Source organism: Sphingobacterium sp. BIGb0116 (assembly GCF_024808035.1).
GTDB classification, from domain to species: domain Bacteria; phylum Bacteroidota; class Bacteroidia; order Sphingobacteriales; family Sphingobacteriaceae; genus Sphingobacterium; species Sphingobacterium paramultivorum.
The window spans coordinates 184464-207598 of the sequence record NZ_JANUDT010000010.1 but is presented as its reverse complement, the minus strand read 5'-3'; the positions used below and the strand labels follow the sequence as shown (position 1 = coordinate 207598).

25 protein-coding genes are annotated in these 23135 nt (G+C 39.4%); 21 read left to right on the top strand and 4 right to left on the bottom strand.

The window, feature by feature from the left end:
* The first annotated feature begins 2 nt into the window (after positions 1-2).
* From ureC to groL, 21 genes are all read left to right on the top strand, one after another.
* Positions 3-1853: an urease subunit alpha gene (gene ureC / locus M2419_RS22410; protein ID WP_259255630.1), complete on the top strand. Its 1851-nt coding sequence runs from the start codon at positions 3-5 to the stop codon at positions 1851-1853.
* 10 nt (positions 1854-1863) lie between these two features.
* On the top strand, positions 1864-2358 hold the full coding sequence (locus M2419_RS22405) for an urease accessory protein UreE (RefSeq protein WP_088160015.1): 495 nt from the start codon (positions 1864-1866) through the stop codon (positions 2356-2358).
* Positions 2359-2381: 23 nt separating this feature from the next.
* Positions 2382-3068 carry an urease accessory protein UreF gene (locus M2419_RS22400; protein ID WP_088160016.1) on the top strand — a complete coding sequence of 229 codons (687 nt, stop codon included), beginning with the start codon at positions 2382-2384 and terminating at the stop codon, positions 3066-3068.
* An 18-nt stretch (positions 3069-3086) separates the two neighbouring features.
* A complete protein-coding gene (gene ureG, locus M2419_RS22395; RefSeq protein WP_088160017.1) occupies positions 3087-3707 on the top strand; it encodes an urease accessory protein UreG in 621 nt (206 codons plus the stop codon).
* A gap of 12 nt (positions 3708-3719) precedes the next feature.
* Positions 3720-4661 carry an urease accessory protein UreD gene (locus tag M2419_RS22390; RefSeq protein ID WP_088160018.1) on the top strand — a complete coding sequence of 314 codons (942 nt, stop codon included), beginning with the start codon at positions 3720-3722 and terminating at the stop codon, positions 4659-4661.
* Complete coding sequence (locus M2419_RS22385) at positions 4654-5136, top strand: urease accessory protein UreE (RefSeq protein ID WP_088160019.1); 483 nt, start codon at positions 4654-4656, stop codon at positions 5134-5136. The genes M2419_RS22390 and M2419_RS22385 overlap by 8 nt, the downstream gene beginning before the upstream one ends.
* A gap of 42 nt (positions 5137-5178) precedes the next feature.
* Positions 5179-6228 (top strand): A/G-specific adenine glycosylase, encoded by a 1050-nt coding sequence (gene mutY / locus M2419_RS22380; protein ID WP_088160020.1) that lies wholly within the window; start codon positions 5179-5181, stop codon positions 6226-6228.
* Between the two features lie 19 nt (positions 6229-6247).
* Positions 6248-6706, top strand: coding sequence for a single-stranded DNA-binding protein (locus M2419_RS22375; protein ID WP_046674796.1), 459 nt, complete (start codon positions 6248-6250; stop codon positions 6704-6706).
* A 239-nt stretch (positions 6707-6945) separates the two neighbouring features.
* The gene (pheS, locus tag M2419_RS22370) at positions 6946-7986 is read left to right on the top strand and encodes a phenylalanine--tRNA ligase subunit alpha (protein ID WP_088160021.1); all 1041 of its coding nucleotides are present in this window, start codon (positions 6946-6948) and stop codon (positions 7984-7986) included.
* A gap of 125 nt (positions 7987-8111) precedes the next feature.
* Positions 8112-8687: a TetR/AcrR family transcriptional regulator gene (locus tag M2419_RS22365; RefSeq protein ID WP_046674798.1), complete on the top strand. Its 576-nt coding sequence runs from the start codon at positions 8112-8114 to the stop codon at positions 8685-8687.
* A gap of 233 nt (positions 8688-8920) precedes the next feature.
* Positions 8921-10330 (top strand): 23S rRNA (uracil(1939)-C(5))-methyltransferase RlmD, encoded by a 1410-nt coding sequence (gene rlmD, locus M2419_RS22360; protein WP_153844881.1) that lies wholly within the window; start codon positions 8921-8923, stop codon positions 10328-10330.
* 11 nt (positions 10331-10341) lie between these two features.
* Positions 10342-10740 (top strand): hypothetical protein, encoded by a 399-nt coding sequence (locus M2419_RS22355; RefSeq protein ID WP_182330336.1) that lies wholly within the window; start codon positions 10342-10344, stop codon positions 10738-10740.
* 207 nt (positions 10741-10947) lie between these two features.
* The gene (locus M2419_RS22350; RefSeq protein ID WP_153844882.1) at positions 10948-11700 is read left to right on the top strand and encodes a hypothetical protein; all 753 of its coding nucleotides are present in this window, start codon (positions 10948-10950) and stop codon (positions 11698-11700) included.
* A 218-nt stretch (positions 11701-11918) separates the two neighbouring features.
* Entirely contained in the window at positions 11919-12602 is a 684-nt protein-coding gene (locus M2419_RS22345) for an OmpA family protein (protein ID WP_394353570.1), read from the top strand.
* Positions 12603-12868: 266 nt separating this feature from the next.
* Entirely contained in the window at positions 12869-14305 is a 1437-nt protein-coding gene (miaB, locus tag M2419_RS22340; protein ID WP_153844883.1) for a tRNA (N6-isopentenyl adenosine(37)-C2)-methylthiotransferase MiaB, read from the top strand.
* A gap of 36 nt (positions 14306-14341) precedes the next feature.
* Positions 14342-15616, top strand: coding sequence for a sigma-54-dependent Fis family transcriptional regulator (locus M2419_RS22335; RefSeq protein ID WP_153844884.1), 1275 nt, complete (start codon positions 14342-14344; stop codon positions 15614-15616).
* A 9-nt stretch (positions 15617-15625) separates the two neighbouring features.
* On the top strand, positions 15626-16141 hold the full coding sequence (locus M2419_RS22330; RefSeq protein ID WP_046674805.1) for an LptE family protein: 516 nt from the start codon (positions 15626-15628) through the stop codon (positions 16139-16141).
* Positions 16142-16154: 13 nt separating this feature from the next.
* The gene (locus M2419_RS22325; protein WP_159731431.1) at positions 16155-17225 is read left to right on the top strand and encodes a hypothetical protein; all 1071 of its coding nucleotides are present in this window, start codon (positions 16155-16157) and stop codon (positions 17223-17225) included.
* 12 nt (positions 17226-17237) lie between these two features.
* Entirely contained in the window at positions 17238-17651 is a 414-nt protein-coding gene (gene secG / locus M2419_RS22320) for a preprotein translocase subunit SecG (protein ID WP_159731429.1), read from the top strand.
* A gap of 302 nt (positions 17652-17953) precedes the next feature.
* Positions 17954-18229, top strand: coding sequence for a co-chaperone GroES (gene groES, locus M2419_RS22315; protein WP_028070710.1), 276 nt, complete (start codon positions 17954-17956; stop codon positions 18227-18229).
* A gap of 167 nt (positions 18230-18396) precedes the next feature.
* On the top strand, positions 18397-20034 hold the full coding sequence (gene groL, locus M2419_RS22310; RefSeq protein ID WP_153844887.1) for a chaperonin GroEL: 1638 nt from the start codon (positions 18397-18399) through the stop codon (positions 20032-20034).
* A 60-nt stretch (positions 20035-20094) separates the two neighbouring features.
* Here the strand turns inward: groL and M2419_RS22305 are convergent, their stop codons facing one another.
* From M2419_RS22305 to dtd, 4 genes are all read right to left on the bottom strand, one after another.
* The gene (locus tag M2419_RS22305; RefSeq protein ID WP_159731427.1) at positions 20095-20469 is read right to left on the bottom strand and encodes a hypothetical protein; all 375 of its coding nucleotides are present in this window, start codon (positions 20467-20469) and stop codon (positions 20095-20097) included.
* Positions 20470-20525: 56 nt separating this feature from the next.
* Positions 20526-22226 carry a gamma-glutamyltransferase gene (ggt, locus tag M2419_RS22300; RefSeq protein WP_088160032.1) on the bottom strand — a complete coding sequence of 567 codons (1701 nt, stop codon included), beginning with the start codon at positions 22224-22226 and terminating at the stop codon, positions 20526-20528.
* 61 nt (positions 22227-22287) lie between these two features.
* A complete protein-coding gene (locus M2419_RS22295) occupies positions 22288-22614 on the bottom strand; it encodes a nucleotide pyrophosphohydrolase (protein WP_088160033.1) in 327 nt (108 codons plus the stop codon).
* Positions 22615-22630: 16 nt separating this feature from the next.
* Positions 22631-23089: a D-aminoacyl-tRNA deacylase gene (gene dtd, locus M2419_RS22290; protein ID WP_088163428.1), complete on the bottom strand. Its 459-nt coding sequence runs from the start codon at positions 23087-23089 to the stop codon at positions 22631-22633.
* Positions 23090-23135: the final 46 nt, after the last annotated feature.

The window sequence follows — 23135 nt, the reverse complement described above, 5'->3', positions numbered from 1 at the left end:
ATATGGGAGGATGGAATAGACGCGAATGGATTAAAGTTGTAGGGCTCACTACTTTGGGTACTACTGTTGGTCTACATGCGCTTGGTTTAGATAAACTAGGTTTAGATAAATCATCTGTAAAATATGTTGATGGGGAACTTTATATCCCGAGAGACAAATATGCCGCTCTTTTTGGACCGACCACTGGAGATAAGGTTCGTCTGGCAGATACAGAGCTTTTTATTGAAATTGAAAAAGATTTCAATGTTTACGGAGAAGAGAACAAATTTGGTGGCGGTAAAACTATTCGTGATGGTATGGGGCAATCTGCTCGTGCCTTGCGTGATGAGGGTGTGTTGGATTTTTGCATCACTAATGTCATTATCATTGATCACTGGGGTATTGTAAAAGGCGATGTCGGTATTAAGGATGGTAAAATTGTAGGTATTGGTAAAGCTGGAAACCCAGATGTACAGGATGGTGTAACCGAAGGCATGATCATCGGTGCTTCTACGGAAGTGCATGGGGGAGCGGGCTATATCCTAACTGCAGGCGGTATTGATACGCACATTCACTTTATCTCGCCGCAACAGATTGAAACAGCGCTATATTCTGGTGTAACTACTTTTATTGGTGGCGGTGCGGGACCTGCAGATGGAACACTGGCAACGACAGTGACTTCAGGAAAGTGGTATATCGAGCGTATGTTTGAAGCTTTTGAAAACCTTCCTATCAATGTTGGTTTTTTCGGAAAAGGTAACGTATCGACCACTAAACCTATCGAAGAACAAATTGAAGCTGGTGCACTGGGCGTGAAAATCCATGAAGATTGGGGAGCGACTCCGGCAACAATTGATGCGGCATTGAAAGTTGCTGATAAATACGATGTACAAGTTGCGATCCATACCGACACACTGAATGAGGCCGGTTTCTTGGAAGATACTGTTGCTGCGATAGATGGTCGTGTAATCCATACTTTTCACACGGAAGGAGCCGGCGGTGGACACGCTCCGGATATTATTAAGATCGCCATGTATCCCAATATCCTCCCTGCATCTACCAATCCAACAAAACCTTTTACGGTAAATACTGCTGAAGAACACTTGGACATGCTGATGGTCTGCCATCACTTGGATAAAAATGTGAAAGAAGATGTGGCATTTGCTGATTCACGTATCCGTCCACAGACAATTGCTGCCGAGGATATTTTGCAAGACATGGGCGTATTTTCAATTATGAGCTCGGATAGCCAAGCGATGGGACGTGTGGGAGAGGTCATTTCCCGTACATTCCAAACCGCCCATAAGATGAAAATCCAACGCGGCCCTTTAGCTGAAGATCAAGGCAAAGAAAATGATAACTTCCGTGTCAAACGTTATGTGTCTAAATTTACAATCAACCCTGCTAAAGCACATGGTATTGACCAATATATTGGTTCGATTGAAAAAGGAAAGTATGCAGATTTGATCCTTTGGAAACCAGAATTATTTGGTGTAAAACCCGAGTTGATCATCAAAGCCGGTATGATTTTGGGCGCTAAAATGGGGGATGCCAATGCGTCAATTCCGACGCCACAGCCAATCATTTATAGGCCAATGTTTGGGAATTATGGTAAAGCAGTTTCAAAACTATGCTTCAATTTCGTTTCGAAAATTTCTTTGGAGAACGGAAATATTCAAAAATTGAATTTGTCACGTAAATGCCTGCCTGTGGAGGGATGTCGTACGGTGATGAAAAAAGATATGGTACATAATCATGCAACACCAAATATCGTCGTTAATCCAGAAACCTATGAAGTAACAGTCGATGGTGTGTTGGCGACCTGTGAACCATTGAAGGAACTTCCAATGGCCCAACGGTACTTCTTATTCTAATTGGTTATTTATGTTGTTAGCAAGAGACATTAAGGGGAATATTTGGGCCGATAGCACAGATCAGAACGGTGTTGAACTTGATTTTTTGGAACTCGAATGGTTTGATACGGAAAGACGTATTATCCGAGGGTTCACTGTTGAAGGCCGTGAAATAGGCTTTAAAAATTTGGGGACGGAATCCTTGTTTGACGGTGATATTTTGTTCGAAACAAAGGAACTGCGCATTGCTGTTCGAATATTGCCCTGTCCTTGCCTTGTTGTACGTCCTAAAAACCTCTTGGATATGGCTCGGATATGTCTCGAAATTGGCAACAAACATATCCCTGTTTTCATCAACGCTGCACATGAAATTATTGCAGCCTATGAAAATCCCCTTTGGGAAACCTTAGAAAGAGCAGGTTTTACGCCGACGAAAGAACTACGGGTGATTGAAAGAACCCATACGTTACGCATACATCAGTATGCCGTAGTCCAGCACAAAATTACCCTGGCCAAGGGACTCTAATACTTAATTAATAACGATTACATATGAATCCATTGTTGACATTAATGCAGATTAATGATTCTGTATTTCCGATTGGAGGCTTCACACATTCCTATGGCTTGGAAACTTATATCAATAAAGAGATTGTACATGATGCTAAAACTGCAAAAGAATATGCACAGACTTTATTGGAGCATAGTTTCTATTACAACGATGCCGCTTTTTTTCATAAGGCCTGGCAATTGTGTGAATCAAGAGCAACTAGGAAAAAGATCGCTGAACTGGATGCATTGATAACCGCTTTCAAAGCCCCTTATGAGATTCGGGATGCCAGTAAGAAATTGGGAATACGGTTTTTAAAATTGACAGAAAAGTTAAAACCGGTCAAGCGTTGTTCGGCTTATCTAAAGGCGATAAATGCGCAAGAATTGCATGGTCACTATGCGATGGCATTTGCCATGTTTGCCCATGCGCAGGAAATTAGTTATGCAGACGCACTGAGTGCTTTTTATTATAATTCTTTGAATGGTATTATGACGAATTGTGCCAAACTGGTTCCAATTAGCCAAATGGATGCACAGCAGATTTTGTTTAAACTACAGCCCTTGATTAATAAATTGGTTGCATTACAGCCCGAACTGGATGATGATCTGATTGGAAATTGTTGTATCGCTCAGGATATTGGATGCATGCAACATGAAAAATTATACACGAGAATTTACATTTCGTAAAAATAACTGAAATAAAAGATGTCTAAGAGAAATTACGTGAAAATTGGTGTTGCTGGTCCTGTGGGCTCTGGCAAGACGGCACTTATTGAACGGTTGACACGTTCGATGTCGGCAGATTATAGTATCTGTGTCGTAACAAATGATATTTATACGCGTGAGGACGCTATGTATCTACAACAGAATTCGGCACTGCCCGCTGAACGTATTATTGGTGTTGAAACAGGAGGTTGTCCGCATACGGCTATCCGTGAAGATGCTTCGATGAACATTGAAGCTGTAGAAGAATTAGCGAATCGTTTTGAGGATGTGGAACTGATTTTTGTTGAAAGTGGGGGCGATAACCTGACGGCGACTTTTAGTCCGGATCTAGCCGATTTGACCATATTTGTTCTCGATGTTGCTGAAGGAGAGAAAATGCCGCGTAAAGGTGGGCCAGGTATTACGCGCTCGGATTTGTTGTTGATCAATAAAATAGACCTTGCCCCTTATGTAAATGCCGACTTGGAAGTTATGCGTCAGGATACAATCCGCATGCGTGGTGAACGACCATTTATTTTTACAAACTTAATGACTTTAGAAGGTTTAGAAGATGTGAAATCATGGATCAAAAAGTATGCTTTGTTGGAGCCCGTAGGTTAAAATTTATCGTATATGGATAGCAAAATCGTATTAAATGTTGCCAAAGAGGACGGCAGAAGTAGATTGAAGGAAAGTTATCATAATGCACCTTATAAACTAACGCATTATGGCGCGTCAGGATTGACCAATCATTTGGAAATGATCATCATGAGTGCATCGCCTGGTATTATGGATACGGATTATTTGCACATTGATGTTCATGTGAAAAAAGATGCACAATTGAAACTTTTTACACAGTCTTTCAATAAGCTTCATCCTATGAAAACCGGAGCAAGACAACATACGGACGTGCATGTGGATGCCGGAGGCCTGTTTCATTACATTCCACATCCAGTAACCCCGTTTAAGGATTCTATTTTTAAGGCAAGCAATCATATTCACTTGGCTGAAGATGCAGTTTTGATGTGGGGGGACATTATTAGTGTGGGAAGAATCCACATGAAAGAAGCTTTTGAGTTTGGTAGCCTGCATACCCAAACCAAGATTTTTAGACAAGGTAAACTGTCCTTTATTGACAATCAGCTTTTGCGTCCCAAAAGTCAGCCGATACAGAAGATGTTATTTTTTGAGGGATACACCCATCAGGCAACTTTTGTGTTCTCGGCTCTTTTTGCGCAAGAATTAAAATATGAATTGGATGAAATCCTAACTGTTGAATACAATGACATCTCTTACGGCTTTACGCAGGCTTCAAAAGATGTGGTTATCCTACGTGCTTTGGGTACTGATGGAGAGTTGCTTTATGACTTTTTACATATGTTGGGGCAATTGTGTTGGGATTTTACACAACATAAGCTTTCTGAAAAGAAGGAAGACACAACAGTTGAAGCTATAGCCGAAGATGAGAAATCGAAGGCGCAGGAAATCACCGTCATTGAACACAGAAAACCTCGTCGAAAAAGTAAGCGGGAGTTGGTGGATGCTGTAGTGGTGGAAGGAACTAACTATGCATAAGGGAAACCTGCACGACGAGATATGGATTGATGTTATCCCTGATTTTGACAAATTGAAGCTGGGCCGCGATTCAGATATTTTGGATCTTTCCTATTATGAAGTAAATAAGCGCGTTATCCAGCGGAAAACAAGAAAGGGTAATCGAGTGCGCATACAGCGTGATGATAGCAGCGCATTGCGTTCAGGGCAGTGTATTTATCATCGCGGTGATTTATTTATCCAGGTCAACATTTTACCTTGTCTTTGTGTATTGTTGGATAGTCAGAATCTATCTGTTGTGGGCGAGTTCTGCTTCGACGTGGGCAATCGACATTTGCCGGTTTATCTCAAAGCCGATGGGCGATTTGCTGTTTCTTATGATGGACGTCTCTATCAGGCGCTAAAGGAAAAATATAAGGGGTTTATCACATTGGAAAATACGATTTTAGAACCTGATGAACAGATTACCTACATTCGTAGACCTATCCTCGAATGATGGAATGTTGGTATTAGCGAAAAATTACGCATTTTTGTCGCTATGAAATTTGGCGAGGAATTGCAAGTATGGTATCGACAACATAAGCGAGATCTACCATGGCGAGAAACAAAAGATGCCTACAAAATATGGCTTTCTGAAATTATTCTGCAACAGACTCGTGTCGAACAAGGCTTGCCCTATTATGTACGCTTTGTCGAGCGATTTAAGAATGTTGTGGAATTTGCGAATGCAGAAGAAGATGACATTCTTCATCTTTGGCAAGGTCTGGGTTACTATTCTAGAGGCCGGAATATGCATAAGGCTGCGCGAATAGTTCGCGATCAGTATCAGGGTGTTTTTCCGGTAGATTATCAAACATTAATAACGCTTCCTGGAATAGGAGAGTATACTGCTGCGGCGATATCCTCTTTTGCGAACGATGAAGCCCAGGCGGTATTGGATGGAAATGTGTTTCGTGTATTGGCGCGATACTATGGCATAGAAACACCTATCAATTCTACGGAAGGAAAGAAGATTTTTACAGCTATAGCCAAAGAAAATCTTGATCCTAAACACCCGGCATTGTATAATCAGGCGATTATGGATTTTGGTGCTACCCATTGTAAGCCCAAGCTGCCTTTATGTGAATTCTGTATGTTTCGTCCTTCCTGTTATGCGTTATCTAAAGGCCAGGTAGATCAATTGCCTGTAAAGCTTAAAGCCAAGGCAAGCAAAGATAGATACTTTAATTATTTTATCTTGAAGGACAACGATCGGATACTGATGTCTAAACGCGGTGAAGGTGACGTTTGGCAGAATCTATATGAGTTTCCACTTTTGGAGTCTAATTACAGCTTGTCAATTCCGGATGTTCTTAGCGATGAGTGGTTTATTTCCTGTTTCGGTCCCGATGCAGAGCTGCATGTTTTACAGCAGCAGACAAAACATATCTTGAGTCATCAGAATATTTATGCGACATTTTTTGAGGTGCGGTTAAAAGGCGATCTAATTCAAAAAAAATCCAATTGGGATTATGTATTTCTAAAAGATTTAGATAAATTAGCTAAACACAAGTTGATCTTTACCTTTTTGGAAAGGTCAAATTTTTAACCATTTATGCTTTTAAATTATGTCAGGAGTTAACAAAGTCATTTTAGTGGGACATCTTGGAAAAGATCCCGAAATTCGCTATTTAGAAGGCAATGTCTCTGTTGCCAGTTTTCCATTGGCAACATCAGAAACGTATAACAAAGACGGAAAAAGAGTAGAACAAACCGAATGGCACAATATTGTTATGTGGCGAGGTCTGGCTGACGTGGCTGTAAAATATCTAACAAAGGGGAAGTTAGTTTATATTGAAGGTCGGCTGCGGACTCGTACTTATGAAGATAAGGAAGGTATTAGACGATATGCTACAGAGGTTGTCGCCGAAACCTTTACGCTTTTAGGCCGTAAATCGGATTTTGAGCCGAATGCTGGTGTAAGTGCTGGTAATACAGCAAACACACAAGCGCAAAAAGTCGAAGATAAGGAAGTGGAGGTCGATTTTACGGAGAATGATCAGGAGGATAATCCATTACCATTTTAAGCGGAAGAATTTGAGATTATGTAAAAACTTTACATGTATAGTAAATATAGTAAAATCATCGAAAAACAAAAGAGCAGGCAACTATGCCTGCTCTTTTGTTTTATTCGTATTTTGGGGGTTGAAATCTGATAGCTTTCTCCCAAGCGAGTATGCTGTTTCTGTTGCGTGTTTTTTTATGATGCTCAGTCGAAGTTCAAAATTTCTTTTTAGCGGAAATTTTGGCTATGTTTGCTCTAATTATGTTGCAAGATAGAATTACGCAGTATACTGAAGAGATTAAGGCATTTGTGCCAACTTCTTCAGCCGATGTAGAAAATTTCAGATTGAAGTTTTTGGTTTCCAAAGGGATTGTGAAAAATCTTTTTGATGAATTCAAAACAGTTACGCCTGAAGAGAAACGTACTTTGGGAAAAGTGTTGAATGAATTTAAGCAGTTAGCAGAAAATACATTCAAAGAAGTACAAGAAAAGTTCGGGTCTGGTGAGAAGCAAAAATCCCAGGAATTAGCGAGTGATTTAACATTGCCTGGTCAAGGTTTTCAGCTAGGGTCTAGACATCCAATCTCTTTAGTTCGTAAAGAAATTGTTGAAATTTTCAAGAAATTGGGTTTTATTGTGTCAGAAGGGCCGGAAATTGAAGATGACTGGCATAATTTTTCTGCGTTGAATTTTCCGCCGGAACATCCTGCGCGTGATATGCAAGATACTTTCTTTATCAAAAAACAAGAAGGTAATGACATTACATTGAGAACGCATACCTCTTCGGTTCAGGTGCGTTTAATGGAAGCCGGTAAACCACCGTTTCGTGCGATAATGCCTGGACGTGTTTATAGAAATGAAGCTATATCAGCACGTGCACACTGTTTCTTTCATCAAGTAGAAGGTTTATATGTAGATGAAAATGTTTCTTTTGCGGATTTGAAACAAACTTTATATCATTTTGTTCAAGAGATGTATGGCGAAGGTACCAAAGTACGTTTCCGTCCATCCTATTTTCCTTTCACTGAACCTTCGGCAGAAATGGATATCTCCTGTACAATCTGTAAAGGGGCAGGGTGTAACTTGTGTAAGTACTCTGGCTGGGTAGAAATTTTAGGCTGCGGTATGGTCGATCCTAACGTGCTTGATAACTGTGGTATCGATAGTAAAAAATATTCGGGTTTTGCTTTTGGTATGGGAATAGAACGTATCACAAACCTTAAATATGTGATTAAAGACCTACGTCTTTTCTCAGAAAATGACACACGTTTCTTGTCTCAATTTGAGACTGAATTAATATAAATTAATCATTGTAAAGATTGTGGCATCACATTATTCTCTACGATAACTAGGCAAGAGAATAATGTGATGCTTTTTGGTCTTTAAGCTTTGTAGATGACTTTCAACATTCGTACGATCTAACGTATATGGAACCAGATTATATTATTGAATCCATAAAAAGAACAGCACGTGAGCTCTTTCGTCAAAATGGCTACCATAAAACCAGTGTAAACACATTGGCAAAAAAAGCTAAGATTGCGAAGGCGACGGTGTACAAGTATTTTGATAGTAAAGAGATGATCTTGCATGCCATTCTCATGGATTATCTTCGTGCGAGTCTGCAGGATATTTTGAAAACAACCAAATATGAAGATGATATGGCTTCGTTTTTGGCTTCAACAATTTTGCGGGTAAGCCGACTGACTTATACGGCTTGCAATGAATTGATCGGTTGGGAGTTTATCCGGGAATCTGCGAACGCACAAGAATATTTAAAAACGCTTTCTGAAGATTTGGAGTTTTTGCTCCTAAGCACATTCATTCAGAATGAAAAAATAAATGAAGCGATTAGCGAAGAAAAGCTGACCTTTTTGATCAAGTCCAGTAAAAGCATTGTGTTTTCTTTTGCTTTTACGGCCGTCTCAGATGCCGATGTACGAAAAAACTTTATTTCGTTTCAGAAAGAGATCCTTCCTTATCTTGTTCAGGCAACAGTTCAGTAAAATTATCCTAAGCCTTTCATCTCTGCCCAAATCGCGGCGCCATCTTTTGAGTATAGCTCTCTTTTCTTATGATTCTCTTGTAGGGGAGTTGCTTTTGCTCATATTCCTTTGTCCCATTGTTTCCTTTACGAAGTTACGAGCCTGTTAAGAACCCGTTTATACCAGTGATAATCAATGCCTATAAATAATTTATGCAGATGGAAAATCGGTATAAATTTGTATTTTTGCACCCTATGAGTAGAAGAATTCCGCAAGATAAAAAGTTCTTGAAAGATATTGCCATCATTGATATTGCCGAAGAGGGTAGAGGTGTTGGAAAAACCGAAGATTTGGTTTTGTTTGTAGAAAAAGCTGTTCCTGGTGATGTTGTTGACGTGGAGCTTATGCGCAAGAAAAAGAATTTTGCGGAAGCTCGGGTAACCAGTTTAAAAGAGGCTTCATCTTATCGCGTAGATCCGTTTTGTGCACATTTTGGAGTGTGTGGTGGATGTAAGTGGCAGCATATGACCTATGATGCTCAGTTAAAATTTAAGCAACAATCTGTCGATAATGCGCTGTCGCGTATTGGGAAAGTAGATACTTCAGCGATGGAAAGTATTTTAGGCTCTGTGCAAACAGAATATTACAGAAATAAATTAGAATATACTTTTTCAAACAAAAAATGGTTGACTTCTGTTGATGAAGATTCGTCCCAATTAGAAATGAACGCACTGGGTTTTCACGTGCCTGGACGTTTTGATAAGATTTTAGATATCGATCATTGTTTTTTGCAAGAAGATCCTTCAAATGAAGTTCGTAATAGCATTCGTGATTTTGCTCTTAGTCAAGGTATGACGTTCTACGATCTGCGTGAGCACGCAGGTGTATTGCGCAATTTGATTATCCGTATTTCTTCAACCGGGGAGATGATGGTGATCGTTGTGTTTGCATATCCGGAAGAAGGACAGGTTGAGTTGTTGATGGAATTTGTTAAAGAAAAGTTTCCGCAAGTCGCTTCTCTGTTATATATCGTAAACCAGAAACGCAATGATACAATCTTCGACCAGGATATTCATGTGTATGCCGGTCGTGATTTTATCTATGAGGAGATGGAGGGTTTGCGTTACAAAGTAGGGCCTAAGTCGTTCTATCAAACAAACTCTGCGCAAGCGTATGAGCTGTATAAAATCACACGTGACTTTGCCAATTTAAAGGGGGATGAGTTGGTATATGACTTGTATACAGGAGCAGGTACAATTGCAAACTTTGTCGCTAAGAAGGCAAGAGAAGTTGTTGGTGTAGAGTATGTCCCTACCGCCATTGAGGACGCTAAAGTCAATTCGTCGATCAATGATATTACGAATACAAAGTTCTATGCTGGAGATATGAAAGATGTGTTGACCCCTTCCTTTATCGCCGAACACGGTAAACCAGATGTGGTGATTACCGATCCACCACGTGCAGGAATGCACGCTGACGTTGTAGCTCGTTTGTTAGAAATGGAATCTCCGCGTATTGTGTATGTCAGTTGTAATGCTGCTACACAGGCACGCGATTTGGTGTTGTTGGGCGAAAAATATGAAGTGAAACGCATCAAGCCAGTAGATATGTTCCCGCATACCCAACACGTTGAAAATGTGGTTTTATTGGAGTTAAAGAAGTAATAGCATACAGTATGGAAGTAGAAGATTTGTTTGCAGGATCTGCAAGAGAAGAAAATGCGCCGTCTACAGAGCAAAGTCCATTAAAGAGTCTGCAGGTAGATCTCGATTTTTATAGTGAATCAATCCGCGAAGTAGCGCTGGAGATTGTTGAAGAAGGTTATTCTGACTACCCAATTTTTGTCGCACATCAGCATGAAGTTTCCGTTGGCGAAGTGATACTAGATCGCAAGGAATTGGAGACGAAATGGAGCATAAACGCCTCTACATTGGAAGAGTTTGTAGAAATGGATATTATTCAAGAAGATCGTAAAGCGTCTTTTATTCAGAACTATAAGCCTGCGAAAGACTATATGTGCTTGTTTGTTGTAGTTGCTGAAGGGGCTAATTTTGTTTTTTATCCATACAAATGATAAACAAAGAATATTTAAACTTTTTTAACAATACAAGTGTCAAACTATTACTACTTTTAGCAAAGTAGGTTAGGTGTAGCTGGGAATTAATAAGATTGAAATAAATTATAGGCTGTTCCTTACGGAATTGAATGTTTGACCCAATGAAATTGTTGATAATTACAATCGCACTGAAACCAATTGGGGTAATTGAAGAGAGATAATAGGATGAAAATAATACAGATACATATATTAGGGCTTTTTTTGCTGTTATTTACCTATTTCGGAGCTACTGCGCAACAACTGCAGAAGGTTTCGGGGATGGTACTGCAAAAGGGGAACGGTAATCGCATTGGAGATGCTGTAGTGCTTAATATGCGCACGCACAGATCAACGTTGAGCAACTCTTTTGGTGTTTTTACGATTGATGCATCGGTAGGAGATTCCCTGTCTTTTACCAAAGTCGGGTATTCACCTGTTAAAACCGTGCTGACCAACCTGAATGAGTTTTATGTGGAATTGCAAGAAGGGATACGATTGGAGACCGTCATCGTTGAACGAAAAACGAAGGAGGCTGAATTAAATGATGCCATGAATAATTACGCTAAAAAGGGTGTTTATAATGGGGGTAAAAATAAGTTTGGAACTTACCTGGGTAGTCCTGCAACCGCCCTTTATAATCTTTTTGGAAGGGAAGCCAAGAATGCGAAACGCTTTGGACGATTTATGGACAAAGAGAAGGATGAATTACAAGTTGATCGTATTTTCTCTCGTGAAGCCGTTAAAAATCTGACGAAGCTGGATAGTACAGAATTAGATGCTTTTATGATACGTTACCGTCCATCTTTTGATCTGGCTGAGCATTGGGGACAGTATGATTTGATGCATTACGTACAACAATCTATGGACGACTTTAATGCAAAGGGAAGGCCTAAAGGGGCTCTTTTACCTGATATTGAAGTAAAGACCCAAGAAAAATAAAAACATTTTGCTTTTGTTACTGTTAGCTGTTTGTAAGAGTAGGAAAAGGTGATTTAAAATTTTGTAGCGTATCAACGTCATTTTTGGAAGTTTCAAAAGCCTTTTTTAGTGTTTTGTAACAAAAAAGTTGGTAAATATATCTTTTGGCACTTTGTTTGATTTTAGTAGAGCGGTATTTAATTGGAATATTAAAAGTCTTAGATAGCATACATATGAAAATGAATAGAAAATTAGCTGTATTAGGTTTGACAGTTGCAACCTCAGCTATGTTATTTGGAAGTTGTTCTACCATCCAAAATACAAATAATACGACTAAAGGCGGAGTAATCGGTGGTGTTGCCGGAGGTGCTTTAGGGGCATTGATCGGTGGCAAAGCTGGTAATACGGCTATTGGTACATTAGCGGGTGCTGCCATTGGTGGAGCTGCGGGTGTATTGATCGGTAAAAAAATGGATAAGCAAGCTGCTGAGATTTCTAAAACTGTTGAAGGAGCTGAAGTTACGCAATCTGCGGAAGGTATCGTGGTTAAGTTTGATTCAGGTATTTTATTTGACTTCAATAAATCAGATTTAAAAGCGTCAGCTAAAGATAATATCGCAAATTTAGTAGCAACGTTGAACAAGGAACAAGGTACTGAAATCTTGGTTATCGGGCACACAGATAATGTAGGTACGTTGGCTGCAAATGAAAAAGTGTCTTTGGACCGCGCAAATTCTGTACGTGCATTTGCGGTATCTAAAGGCTTAGCGTCTTCGCGTATTAGAACTGAAGGTAGAAACTTCTCTGAACCAATTGCAAGTAACGATACGGAAGCAGGACGTGCTCAAAACCGTCGTGTTGAAATCGTTATTGTTGCAGGTGATCAAATGAAGAAAGAAGCAAAACAACAAGCAGGTCAGTAAGCATTTTCAGGAATATTCTCCTGAAACAAATCTATTGATCTTGAATCATAAGAAAGCGTTGATTTAATCGACGCTTTTTTTGTGAAATTTGACAAAGCATAAACCATATTTCTGTCTGCCAAACTGTCATTATATGGATTTAAATTTCTAACTTTGTAGTCTTTGAAATAACTAAGGGCATAAAATCAGATCAGCAAAAAGATCGGTCATTGCATTGGTTACGCCATCGAAAATAATAAAAATTATATTCTATTGAATATCGAGCTATGCTAGATTTAACACATACCACTAAGGAACACGACGAATCTCGTCAGGGTGAGGCATTATTATTAGAACAGGATCCGATTTTAAGTAATGGACGCAAACTGTATATTGAAAGTTACGGTTGCCAGATGAATTTTTCGGATAGTGAGATTGTTGCTTCTATTTTGTTGGATAAGGGATTTGAAACAACTAAGAATTATCAGGAAGCTGATGTGGTTTTTATTAATACCTGTTCAATCCGCGAAAATGCAGAACAGCGTGTGCGCAATCGTCTAAAGGAATTTGAAGCTGCTAAAGCAAAAAATCCCGGAATGATCGTTGGTGTGCTGGGGTGTATGGCGGAGCGTTTGAAATCGAAATTCCTAGAGGAAGAAAAATTGGTTGATGTCGTTGTAGGGCCAGATGCTTATCGCGATCTACCAAATTTGATTGATAAGGTTGACGATGGAGCTAAAGCTGTAAACGTTTTGTTATCTAGAGAGGAAACGTATGCCGATATTAATCCAGTCCGTTTGAATTCAAATGGCGTAACAGCTTTTATTTCGATTATGCGTGGCTGCGACAATATGTGTTCTTTCTGTGTTGTTCCTTTCACACGCGGACGTGAACGTAGCCGTGATCCACAATCTATCCTGAAGGAGGCCCAAGATCTTTTCAATGCAGGCTATAAGGAGGTTACGTTGTTGGGGCAAAATGTGGATTCGTATAAATATAGCGTTCCTGTCACCGAAGGTGAAGAGCAAACTGAGACAGTAACTTTTGCGTCTCTACTTACGATGGTTGCTGAAATCAGCCCGCTTTTACGTATTCGCTTCTCTACTTCCCATCCAAAAGATATTACAGATGAAGTTTTATATGCAATAGCTTCGCATGAAAACATCTGTAATTATATTCATTTACCAGTTCAATCTGGAAATTCCCGCGTATTGGAACTGATGAACCGTACATATGACCGTGAATGGTATATGGAACGTGTGGATGCCATCCGTCGTATTATTCCTGAATGTGCTATTTCTACCGATGTTATTACAGGTTTCTGTACTGAAACAGAAGAGGAACATCAAGAAACATTGTCTATGATGGATTATGTCAAATACGATTTCGCCTATATGTTTGCTTACTCAGAAAGGCCAGGTACTTTGGCTGCAAAAAGATATGCAGATGATATTCCGGAGGAGGTGAAAAAACGTCGTTTAACAGAAGTTATCAATAAACAGCGCGATCATAGCTTATATCGTTATCAACATTTTGTTGGCAAAGTTTGTAAAGTGCTTGTTGAGGGATTTTCAAAAAGGTCTGAGTTCGATTTTTGTGGTCGTAATGATCAAAATGCATTGGTGGTATTTCCAATCGATCCTCGATTTAAACAAGGTGACTATGTGAATGTACTTATCGAGTCATGTACTTCTGCGACATTATTGGGAAAGATTGTTGATTAAGAAAACTTAGATTGTTTTATTTCCAACTGGAAATTTATGGATAACCAAGATATAAAGAATAGATTTGGAATTATCGGTAATTCGCCTTTGTTGAACCGTGCTATTGATATTGCACGACAAGTGGCTCCAACTGATATCTCCGTATTAATACAGGGTGAAAGTGGGAGTGGTAAAGAAGTTTTTTCGCATATTATCCATCAATTGAGCTCCCGTAAGCATGGCCCTTTTATTGCGGTCAATTGTGGAGCTATACCAGAGGGGACCATTGACTCCGAGTTGTTTGGTCACGAAAAAGGCTCTTTTACGGGTGCCCACGAAGCCAGAAAGGGATATTTTGAAGTCGTTGATGGTGGAACAATCTTTCTGGATGAAGTAGGTGAGTTGCCTTTGGGTACACAAGCAAGATTATTACGTGTATTGGAGTCAGGTGAGTATATACGGGTAGGGTCATCCAAGGTACAGAAGACAAATGTGCGGGTGGTTGCTGCGACAAATGTGAATGTGTTTGAAGCCGTACAAAAAGGTAAATTTCGCGAAGATCTTTATTATCGCTTAAATACTGTGCCGTTGCGTGTACCGTCTTTACGTGAAAGACCTGAAGATATCAACTTATTATTTCGCAAGTTTATTGTGGACTTTTCTGAGAAATACCGTACACCTGGGGTTCAATTGACAGAAGATGCACAGAATATGCTACGCAACTATAGCTGGCCCGGAAACGTGCGTCAACTGAAAAATGTTGCGGAACAAATCGCTGTTTTGGAGAAAGAACGCATTGTTGATGCATATATACTTCAAAATTATCTGCCCAATGAATCCCGAACGAGTTTGCCGGCGGTAGTTCCTTCAAATAATGGTGGAAAAGAGGATTTCTCAGAAAGAGATTTGCTGTATAAGGTCTTATTTGATATGAAGAAGGATATGGTTGATCTGAAAAAACTGGTGGTTGAATTAATTCAGAAAGGTGTCGATTCTAGCACATTTGATCAAAATTCTCCCTACATTAATCAATTGTATCAGGAGATTGAACCACAATTGAAAGCAGATCCAGAAAATTATAATACGACCCCAACACTAACTATACATTCTCCGGCAAATACGACAAATGTATTAAAAAGTCCTGTTGCACAAGATGAATATCTGCAGGATGCTCAAGAAGTTGAGGAATCTTTATCGCTTGTTGATAAAGAGTCTGATCTGATCAAGAAAGCACTAAAAAAGCACCGTGGTAAACGTAAAGCTGCTGCGCAGGAGTTGGGAATTTCTGAAAGAACGTTGTACAGAAAAATTAAAGACTTAAATTTAGATTAAGGTTTACAGATGTTGTCAAGAAAAATTTTATATGCTTTTCTCACCACAATCTTTTTGTTTGTAATGAATAGTTGTGGGGTAAAATATGGATTTACTGGTGGATCCATTCCTGAGGGAATGAAAACAGTCAATATTCAATATTTCGAAAATATAGCTCCTTTGGTTTATCCGACCTTAAGTCAGAATTTTACGGAGGCACTGAAAGAGCGTATCCGTAACCAATCTCGATTGAGTCAGGTGAATCAAGACGGTGATGCTACCTTTGAGGGATTTATTACAGAGTATTCGATAAGTCCAGCAGCTGTTGAAGCCGGGACAGATCGTGCAGCTATGAATAGATTGACTATTACAATCAAGGTTACCTATCATAATAAAATTAATCCGAAGGATGATTTTGAACAGCCTTTTACGCGATTTAAAGAGTTTGCAGGAAATCTTCAGAGTGCACAAGAAGAGACCTTGGGTAAAGAAATTATTCAAATGTTAACTGAGGATATATACAATAAAGCGTTTGCTAATTGGTAATTCTATTTCCAAGATGAATCTTAATATATCATTATCCAATAACGAGCTTTTTTTTCAAGCAATCAATCATCCGGACACTGTGGCGGAAGATGTTGTTTTAGCATTGATTGAAAAATACCCTTATGCCCAAAGCCTGCGATTCGTTTATGAACGTAAAGTTTTTGGCAAGCATAGTTCAGTTCAGAATTTATCGTCTACTTTGCTCTATGCATCTTCTCCGAGTTGGTTGTATGAATTTATGCATTGTAAATCAGCGGCAGAACCTGATGCAATAATGCCTTCAGATGATTTCCCGGTGGATGGAGCACTTCGCGACGATGATGCGATTGTCGAAATTGAAGCTGTGAGCGAAATGGTGGCTGAACCAGTTTTATCCAAGGTAGAGGTTGATGAATTGGATCGTTTGATTCAAGCAGGGGTTGCAAAAGATTATTTTCGGTCAAACGATCAGCAGCAAGAAATTATTGCCGATTCAGAGGAGCCTCCACTAGTAGCACCTGTTCTAGCGGAATCTGTTGCCGATATAATGGATGATGGTCAAGAGCGTGTTTCGGTCTATGATGATGATACCATGCCATACAGTTTCTTATGGTGGTTGCATAAGACGAGATTAGAATATGCTGATACCTATCAGCCTTATGTTAAATCTCCATTAGGCCCAATGACACCCTCCAATGACGATATTGCTAAAATTCATGAGAAACTGGATACTCAGTTACTCGATCAACAGATCCGGGAGAATATCTTTCATTTACAATCGCCTGAAGCAAAGTTGAGTGATGAGGTTAAAACGACAATCTCTTTTCAAATACCGCGTAAAACTGACGAGGTGATCGAGAAGTTTATTCGTGAGGAACCTATGATTCAGCCTTTGCAAGCGGAAAAATTAGACTTGGAGAATAAAGCTAGGAAAAGTTCAGAAGATCAACATTCTCTTGTTACCGAAACACTTGCAAAGATCTATATAGAGCAAGGCTTATATCCAAAAGCAATAGAGGTTTACAAAAAATTAGTTTTGAAATATCCAGAAAAAAATGCTTACTTTGCGGCACGCATAACAGAATTAGAAAAGAAATTAAATTAATAACATAAAGAGATGCAAGGATTATTAATCGGTCTAATCATATTAGCTAGTATTATTTTAGCGTTTTTGGTTTTAATCCAAAATCCAAAAGGAGGAGGTTTGTCATCTGGTTTTTCCGGTGGAACGAATCTTATGGGAGTAAAACGTACGGGTGACTTTTTGGAAAAAGGTACCTGGATCATGGTTATTGCCATTATGGTATTTAGCTTAGGTGTAAATGTTATTGGTACGTCTCCAAGTACATCTAAAGGTGGGTTGGGAGGTCAAATCGAAGCACCTAAACAACAAGGTCCATTGAACTTGGGTACAGGACAACAACCTGCTGGTGCTCCGGCGGGACAAGAGCAAGCTGCTCCGGTTCAATCGCAAGAAAAGGCCCCAGCGGCTACACCGACAACAAAACCGGTAGAAGAAGCTAAGAAATAGTTGTCAGTAAAAAATTATGAGCCCCGTTTGTTTTTACAGACGGGGCTTTTTTATGTTGGGTATTTTGTCTAAGGTAGGCATGTACCGTTAAATTTATAGGGATGGCGGTCGGCGGAAGTAAGACTGGCAGACCGGGAATGACAGTGTGACAGCAAAATGAATTTTTGTCGATGGCGATATTATCTTTTCTGTGAAAAATTGTCTTATAAGCTGTCTTATTTACAATTGGCATAAAAGATGATGTGTTTATAACGATTATAACATTAAAATAAATTCAATAACAGATAAAAAGTAAATTAATTATGGCATTAAGTATCAAACCTATCGGAGATAGAGTAGTAGTAGAAGCTGCTCCTGCAGAAGAAAAAACAGCTTCAGGGTTATATATTCCCGATACAGCGAAAGAAAAACCATCTCAAGGTACAGTAGTTGCTGTAGGTACAGGTAAAGTTGACGAGCCGTTAACTGTTAAAGTTGGTGATAAAGTATTGTATGGAAAATACGCAGGTACTGAAATCACTTATGAAGGAAAAGAGTACTTAATTATGCGTGAGTCTGATATTTACGCTGTTATCTAATTAATACGAACAGGTTATTTAAAAAGGAGCTTGCTGGCTCAAATAAGAATTCAATAGGTTATTTTAGTGAAGCTTTAAAATTAGACGTATTAAAAGATAAAATTGGTTTACGGTTCTATTTCAATGCCTAATTATGCTTCTTAGAAATACTAAATACTCATATAAAAATGGCAAAACAAGTAAAATATAACGTTGAGGCTCGCGAGGCCCTTAAAAAAGGTGTAGATACTTTAGCTAATGCAGTTAAAGTAACATTGGGTCCTAAAGGACGTAACGTAATTATTGAGAAGAAATTTGGTGCTCCAGTAATTACTAAAGATGGTGTTTCGGTAGCGAAAGAAATCGAATTGAAAGACGCTTTAGAAAATATGGGTGCACAAATGGTAAAAGAAGTAGCTTCCAAAACAGCTGATCAAGCTGGTGATGGTACTACGACTGCTACTGTATTAGCACAGGCAATTGTTGCTCCAGGTATCAAATCTGTGGCTGCAGGGGCTAATCCAATGGATCTAAAACGTGGTATTGATAAAGCTGTTGTAACTGTTGTTGCAAACTTGAAATCTCAGTCTCAAGAAGTTGGTCAAGACAACAACAAAATCAAACAAGTTGCTACTATTTCAGCGAACAACGACGAAGTAATTGGTGCTTTGATTGCTCAAGCTATGGAAAAAGTAGGTAACGATGGTGTTATCACTGTTGAGGAAGCAAAAGGTACTGAAACAGAAGTAAAAACTGTAGAAGGTATGCAATTTGACCGTGGTTATTTGTCTCCATATTTTGTTACAAACTCTGACAAAATGGAAGCAGAATTAGATAACCCATACATCTTGATCTACGACAAGAAAATCAGCAACATGAAAGAATTGTTGCCTATTTTGGAGAAACAAGTTCAAACTGGCAAGCCATTATTGATCATTGCTGAGGACTTAGATGGTGAGGCATTGGCAACATTAGTTGTTAATAAAATCCGTGGTTCGTTGAAAGTTGCAGCTGTTAAAGCTCCAGGTTTCGGTGACCGTCGTAAAGCTATGTTGGAAGATATCGCTATCTTGACAGGTGGTACTGTGATTTCAGAAGAAAGAGGTTTCAAATTGGAAAATGCTGAATTATCTTATTTAGGTCAAGCTGAGAAAGTTCAAGTTGACAAAGATAATACAACAATCATCAACGGTGCAGGTAATGTAGAAGACATCAAAGCGCGTGTTTCTCAAATCCGTTCACAGATTGAAACAACAACTTCTGATTACGATCGTGAGAAATTACAAGAGCGTCTGGCTAAATTGTCAGGTGGTGTTGCTGTATTGTATGTAGGTGCGACTACTGAAGTTGAAATGAAAGAGAAAAAAGACCGTGTTGATGATGCTTTGCATGCAACTCGTGCTGCTGTTGAAGAGGGTATTATCGCTGGTGGTGGTGTTGCTTTCATTCGCGCTACAGAGGCTTTATTAAACCTTAAAGGTGAAAACGAAGATGAGCAAATCGGTATTGATATCATCAAACGTGCTATTGAAGAGCCTTTGCGTCAAATTTGTAATAATGCAGGTATCGAAGGCGCTGTGATCGTTCAAAAAGTGAAAGAAGGAACTGCAGATTTCGGTTACAACGCGCGTACAGACCGTTACGAAAACTTAATCGCTGCTGGTGTAATTGATCCAACTAAAGTATCTCGTGTAGCATTGGAAAATGCAGCTTCAGTTGCTTCAATGTTATTGACTACGGAGTGTGTATTAGCTGACGAAGCTGAAGAAAACCCTGTAGGTGCTGGTGCTCCTCCAATGGGTGGCGGTATGGGTGGAATGATGTAAGATTCATCCTTATAAAAAAAACCTGTTATCTTAGATAACAGGTTTTTTTATGCCTTGTACTTAATGACGCCTTCTATATTTCTCGTAATAATGATCGTATTCTCGAGGTGAATAATTACGTTTAGTACCCCATTCCTGCAGCTCGTCATTAAAAAAATGTAACCAATATTGACGCAATCCTGAGGCTGAATCTACTGGATTTTCAAGTTGAGGAGTATTATATTCGTATATTTCTAAGATGCCTTCCTGATACTTCTTAGCAGCCACAATAGCATCTGGTTTTCCAAGTTTTTGAATAACTTGTGCTTTGGTCATACCAACTTGTATCTTTGTAAGATCAGGCCCTTGAAGTATTTTGCAGTTTGAAAATAAAATTAACGTAAATATGGTCGCTAATGTTGCTCTGAAAATCCTGTTGTAGTTCCTTTGAATCATAATATGTTATTTCTTGTAAGATAGGGATTGCATCAAATAGTTTAATCATTTTTAATCTAATAACCTTTCGCTGTATCGTCTCCACGTGGATCGGCTCCTGTCTGTAATTTACCATTTGGTAAGACAAGTATATTCTCCACACGGCCGATTGCCCCTCTCGGATTTATCGTATAGCCATCTTTTGTTAATTGGCCACGTAAATTGGCATTGATAGCGTTATTTTCGACATCAATGCGATCAGGAAGCCATTGATGATGAAATCTTGGCAGGCTCACTGCCGATTGTGCATTTTGTCGGAAGTCAATAACGTTGAGGATAGTCTGAAAAACAGAGGTAATGATAGTTGATCCCCCCGGGGTTCCCACAACCATGAATAGTTTGCCATCTTTTTCTACAATAGTGGGTGTCATTGAGCTGAGCATTCTTTTGCCGGGCTGAATCTCGTTCGCTTTTTCTCCTGTAAGCCCATACATGTTTGGGACACCGGTTTTCACAGAGAAATCATCCATTTCATTGTTTAGGAGAAAACCTGCGCCGGCCACAAATACTCCCGAGCCATAAGAATCATTGAGTGTTGTTGTAATGGATACTGCATTCCCTTGCTCGTCTACGATATTGAAATGTGTCGTTTGTTCACTTTCATAGCCAGGAATGACATCTGCATTGACATCTTTGCTTAATGTCGCTTTACGGAAATTGAATGAATTGAGTTTATGTGCATTTGAGCTGGAGTCAATAAGCTGTTGGACGGGTACCCTAATAAAATCAGGATCTCCTAAATATTTGGCCCGATTGGCATATACATAACGTTCAGCTTCGACCATGACACGAATGGTTGAATCGGTTTGAAAGCCCCAGCGTTGAAGTGGAAACTGTTCGACTGATTTGAGCAGGGCCAAAAGAGATGTTCCCCCACTCGAAGGCGGCGGCATGGAAATAACTTTGTGGCCCCTATAATTTGTGGAAATTGGGATACGCCAAAGTGCCTGATAATCCAGTAGATCTTGATGGTTAATAATGCCTTTCCCCTTGCCCATTTCGGCAACAATTAAGTCGGCCGTTTTACCTTTATAGAAGCCGTCTCGCCCTTCTATTGCGATTCTTTCCAGCGTTTTCGCTAGCTCCTCCTGGATAAATAGGTCACCTGTTTTCCAAGCTTTGGTTTTGATAATTGCAGCACCAGAGGGATTCAGCTTGACAAAACGATCTTTATGGCTTTCAAACTCATTAGCTTGTCGTTGACTGATTTTAAAACCTGTTCTGGCTAGCTGTATTGCTGGGAGTACGAGATCTTTCCATTGCAACTTGCCATACTTTCTGTGTGCTTCCCACATACCGGCAACAGACCCAGGGATGCCTGAGGCCAATTGACTATAAAGGCTCAACTCAGGAATAACATTACCTTGGGCATCGAGATACATATCCCGGGATGCTTTTTGAGGAGCTTTCTCACGAAAATCTAGGGCATCTAAATTACCCCGATGATCGCGGTAGAGCATAAAGCCGCCGCCGCCAATATTTCCTGCATTGGGATAAACAACTGCAAGAGCAAATTGCACGGCAACTGCAGCATCTATTGCATTTCCACCTTGTTTTAAAATCTTTACGCCGACTTCTGAAGCCAAAGGATGCGCTGTGACTACGGTAGCCTTATTAAAAGTACTGGCCTGCTCGACCTTAGAATTTAGCTGTTGTTTTGTCGCACAAGAGGCAAGACATATGCTCGCTATGAGCGAATAGGTTATGAATTTATACATCGTATTCGATTTAAAACTTTAATATTATCTCAAAGAGTTGTACAAACAATACTATCTCCAATTATTTAAGTTTTTCGTTGTTTTTATGGCGGTCGGCATCCCGAATTGATTTCTTTTGAAGATTTTGTTCCAGAGCTTCTGTTAGATCAATTCCCGTTTGATTGGCAAGACACATCAAAACGAATAATACATCGGCCATTTCATCTGCTAAATTGACTTCTTTGTCTGATTTTTTGAAAGATTGCTCTCCGTATTTCCGAGCCATTATTCGGGCAACCTCACCGACTTCTTCCATGAGTATGGCGGTGTTTGTCAGTTCGTTGAAATAACGTACTCCGGTACTATTGATCCATTTGTCAATAACCTCTTGTGCTTCTTTAATTGTCATCTTTTTCAATAAAAAATTAAAAGTTGTCCTTATCTTTTGTATCCATGACGATGGTAACTGGACCATCATTCAGTAGGTCGATTTTCATATCTGCTCCGAATACGCCAAGTTGAACCTCTTTTTGGAGCAATTGACTTAACAATAAAGCCATCTCTTCATACATTGGTTTGGCTTTATCCGGTTTTGCTGCTCTGATAAAAGAAGGTCTGTTTCCTTTTTTTGTTTGAGCAAAGAGGGTGAATTGTGAGATGAGTAAGATATTTCCGTCTATATCCTGTATCGATTTATTCATCAAGCCCTGTTCATCCTCGAAGATGCGTAAGTTGATGAATTTCTGTCCTAACCATTTAAGATCTTCTGTTGTGTCTGCTTCTTCAACTCCTAATAAAATCATTAAACCCTTCTGGATCTGGCCTGTAATCTGATTATCTACCGTACAAGAGGCGTTTTTCACTCGTTGTATAACTGCGCGCATAATGAAAAGTATAAAACCAAAGGTAAAAATTCCGATTGTTAAACAC

Coding starts and splice junctions, on each gene's coding strand:
- ureC (WP_259255630.1), top strand. CDS start 3: ATGGGAGGATGGAATAGACGCGAATGGATTAAAGTTGTAGGGCTCACT.
- M2419_RS22405 (WP_088160015.1), top strand. CDS start 1,864: ATGTTGTTAGCAAGAGACATTAAGGGGAATATTTGGGCCGATAGCACA.
- M2419_RS22400 (WP_088160016.1), top strand. CDS start 2,382: ATGAATCCATTGTTGACATTAATGCAGATTAATGATTCTGTATTTCCG.
- ureG (WP_088160017.1), top strand. CDS start 3,087: ATGTCTAAGAGAAATTACGTGAAAATTGGTGTTGCTGGTCCTGTGGGC.
- M2419_RS22390 (WP_088160018.1), top strand. CDS start 3,720: ATGGATAGCAAAATCGTATTAAATGTTGCCAAAGAGGACGGCAGAAGT.
- M2419_RS22385 (WP_088160019.1), top strand. CDS start 4,654: ATGCATAAGGGAAACCTGCACGACGAGATATGGATTGATGTTATCCCT.
- mutY (WP_088160020.1), top strand. CDS start 5,179: ATGAAATTTGGCGAGGAATTGCAAGTATGGTATCGACAACATAAGCGA.
- M2419_RS22375 (WP_046674796.1), top strand. CDS start 6,248: ATGTCAGGAGTTAACAAAGTCATTTTAGTGGGACATCTTGGAAAAGAT.
- pheS (WP_088160021.1), top strand. CDS start 6,946: ATGTTGCAAGATAGAATTACGCAGTATACTGAAGAGATTAAGGCATTT.
- M2419_RS22365 (WP_046674798.1), top strand. CDS start 8,112: ATGGAACCAGATTATATTATTGAATCCATAAAAAGAACAGCACGTGAG.
- rlmD (WP_153844881.1), top strand. CDS start 8,921: ATGAGTAGAAGAATTCCGCAAGATAAAAAGTTCTTGAAAGATATTGCC.
- M2419_RS22355 (WP_182330336.1), top strand. CDS start 10,342: ATGGAAGTAGAAGATTTGTTTGCAGGATCTGCAAGAGAAGAAAATGCG.
- M2419_RS22350 (WP_153844882.1), top strand. CDS start 10,948: ATGAAAATAATACAGATACATATATTAGGGCTTTTTTTGCTGTTATTT.
- M2419_RS22345 (WP_394353570.1), top strand. CDS start 11,919: ATGAATAGAAAATTAGCTGTATTAGGTTTGACAGTTGCAACCTCAGCT.
- miaB (WP_153844883.1), top strand. CDS start 12,869: ATGCTAGATTTAACACATACCACTAAGGAACACGACGAATCTCGTCAG.
- M2419_RS22335 (WP_153844884.1), top strand. CDS start 14,342: ATGGATAACCAAGATATAAAGAATAGATTTGGAATTATCGGTAATTCG.
- M2419_RS22330 (WP_046674805.1), top strand. CDS start 15,626: ATGTTGTCAAGAAAAATTTTATATGCTTTTCTCACCACAATCTTTTTG.
- M2419_RS22325 (WP_159731431.1), top strand. CDS start 16,155: ATGAATCTTAATATATCATTATCCAATAACGAGCTTTTTTTTCAAGCA.
- secG (WP_159731429.1), top strand. CDS start 17,238: ATGCAAGGATTATTAATCGGTCTAATCATATTAGCTAGTATTATTTTA.
- groES (WP_028070710.1), top strand. CDS start 17,954: ATGGCATTAAGTATCAAACCTATCGGAGATAGAGTAGTAGTAGAAGCT.
- groL (WP_153844887.1), top strand. CDS start 18,397: ATGGCAAAACAAGTAAAATATAACGTTGAGGCTCGCGAGGCCCTTAAA.
- M2419_RS22305 (WP_159731427.1), bottom strand. CDS start 20,469: ATGATTCAAAGGAACTACAACAGGATTTTCAGAGCAACATTAGCGACC.
- ggt (WP_088160032.1), bottom strand. CDS start 22,226: ATGTATAAATTCATAACCTATTCGCTCATAGCGAGCATATGTCTTGCC.
- M2419_RS22295 (WP_088160033.1), bottom strand. CDS start 22,614: ATGACAATTAAAGAAGCACAAGAGGTTATTGACAAATGGATCAATAGT.
- dtd (WP_088163428.1), bottom strand. CDS start 23,089: ATGCGCGCAGTTATACAACGAGTGAAAAACGCCTCTTGTACGGTAGAT.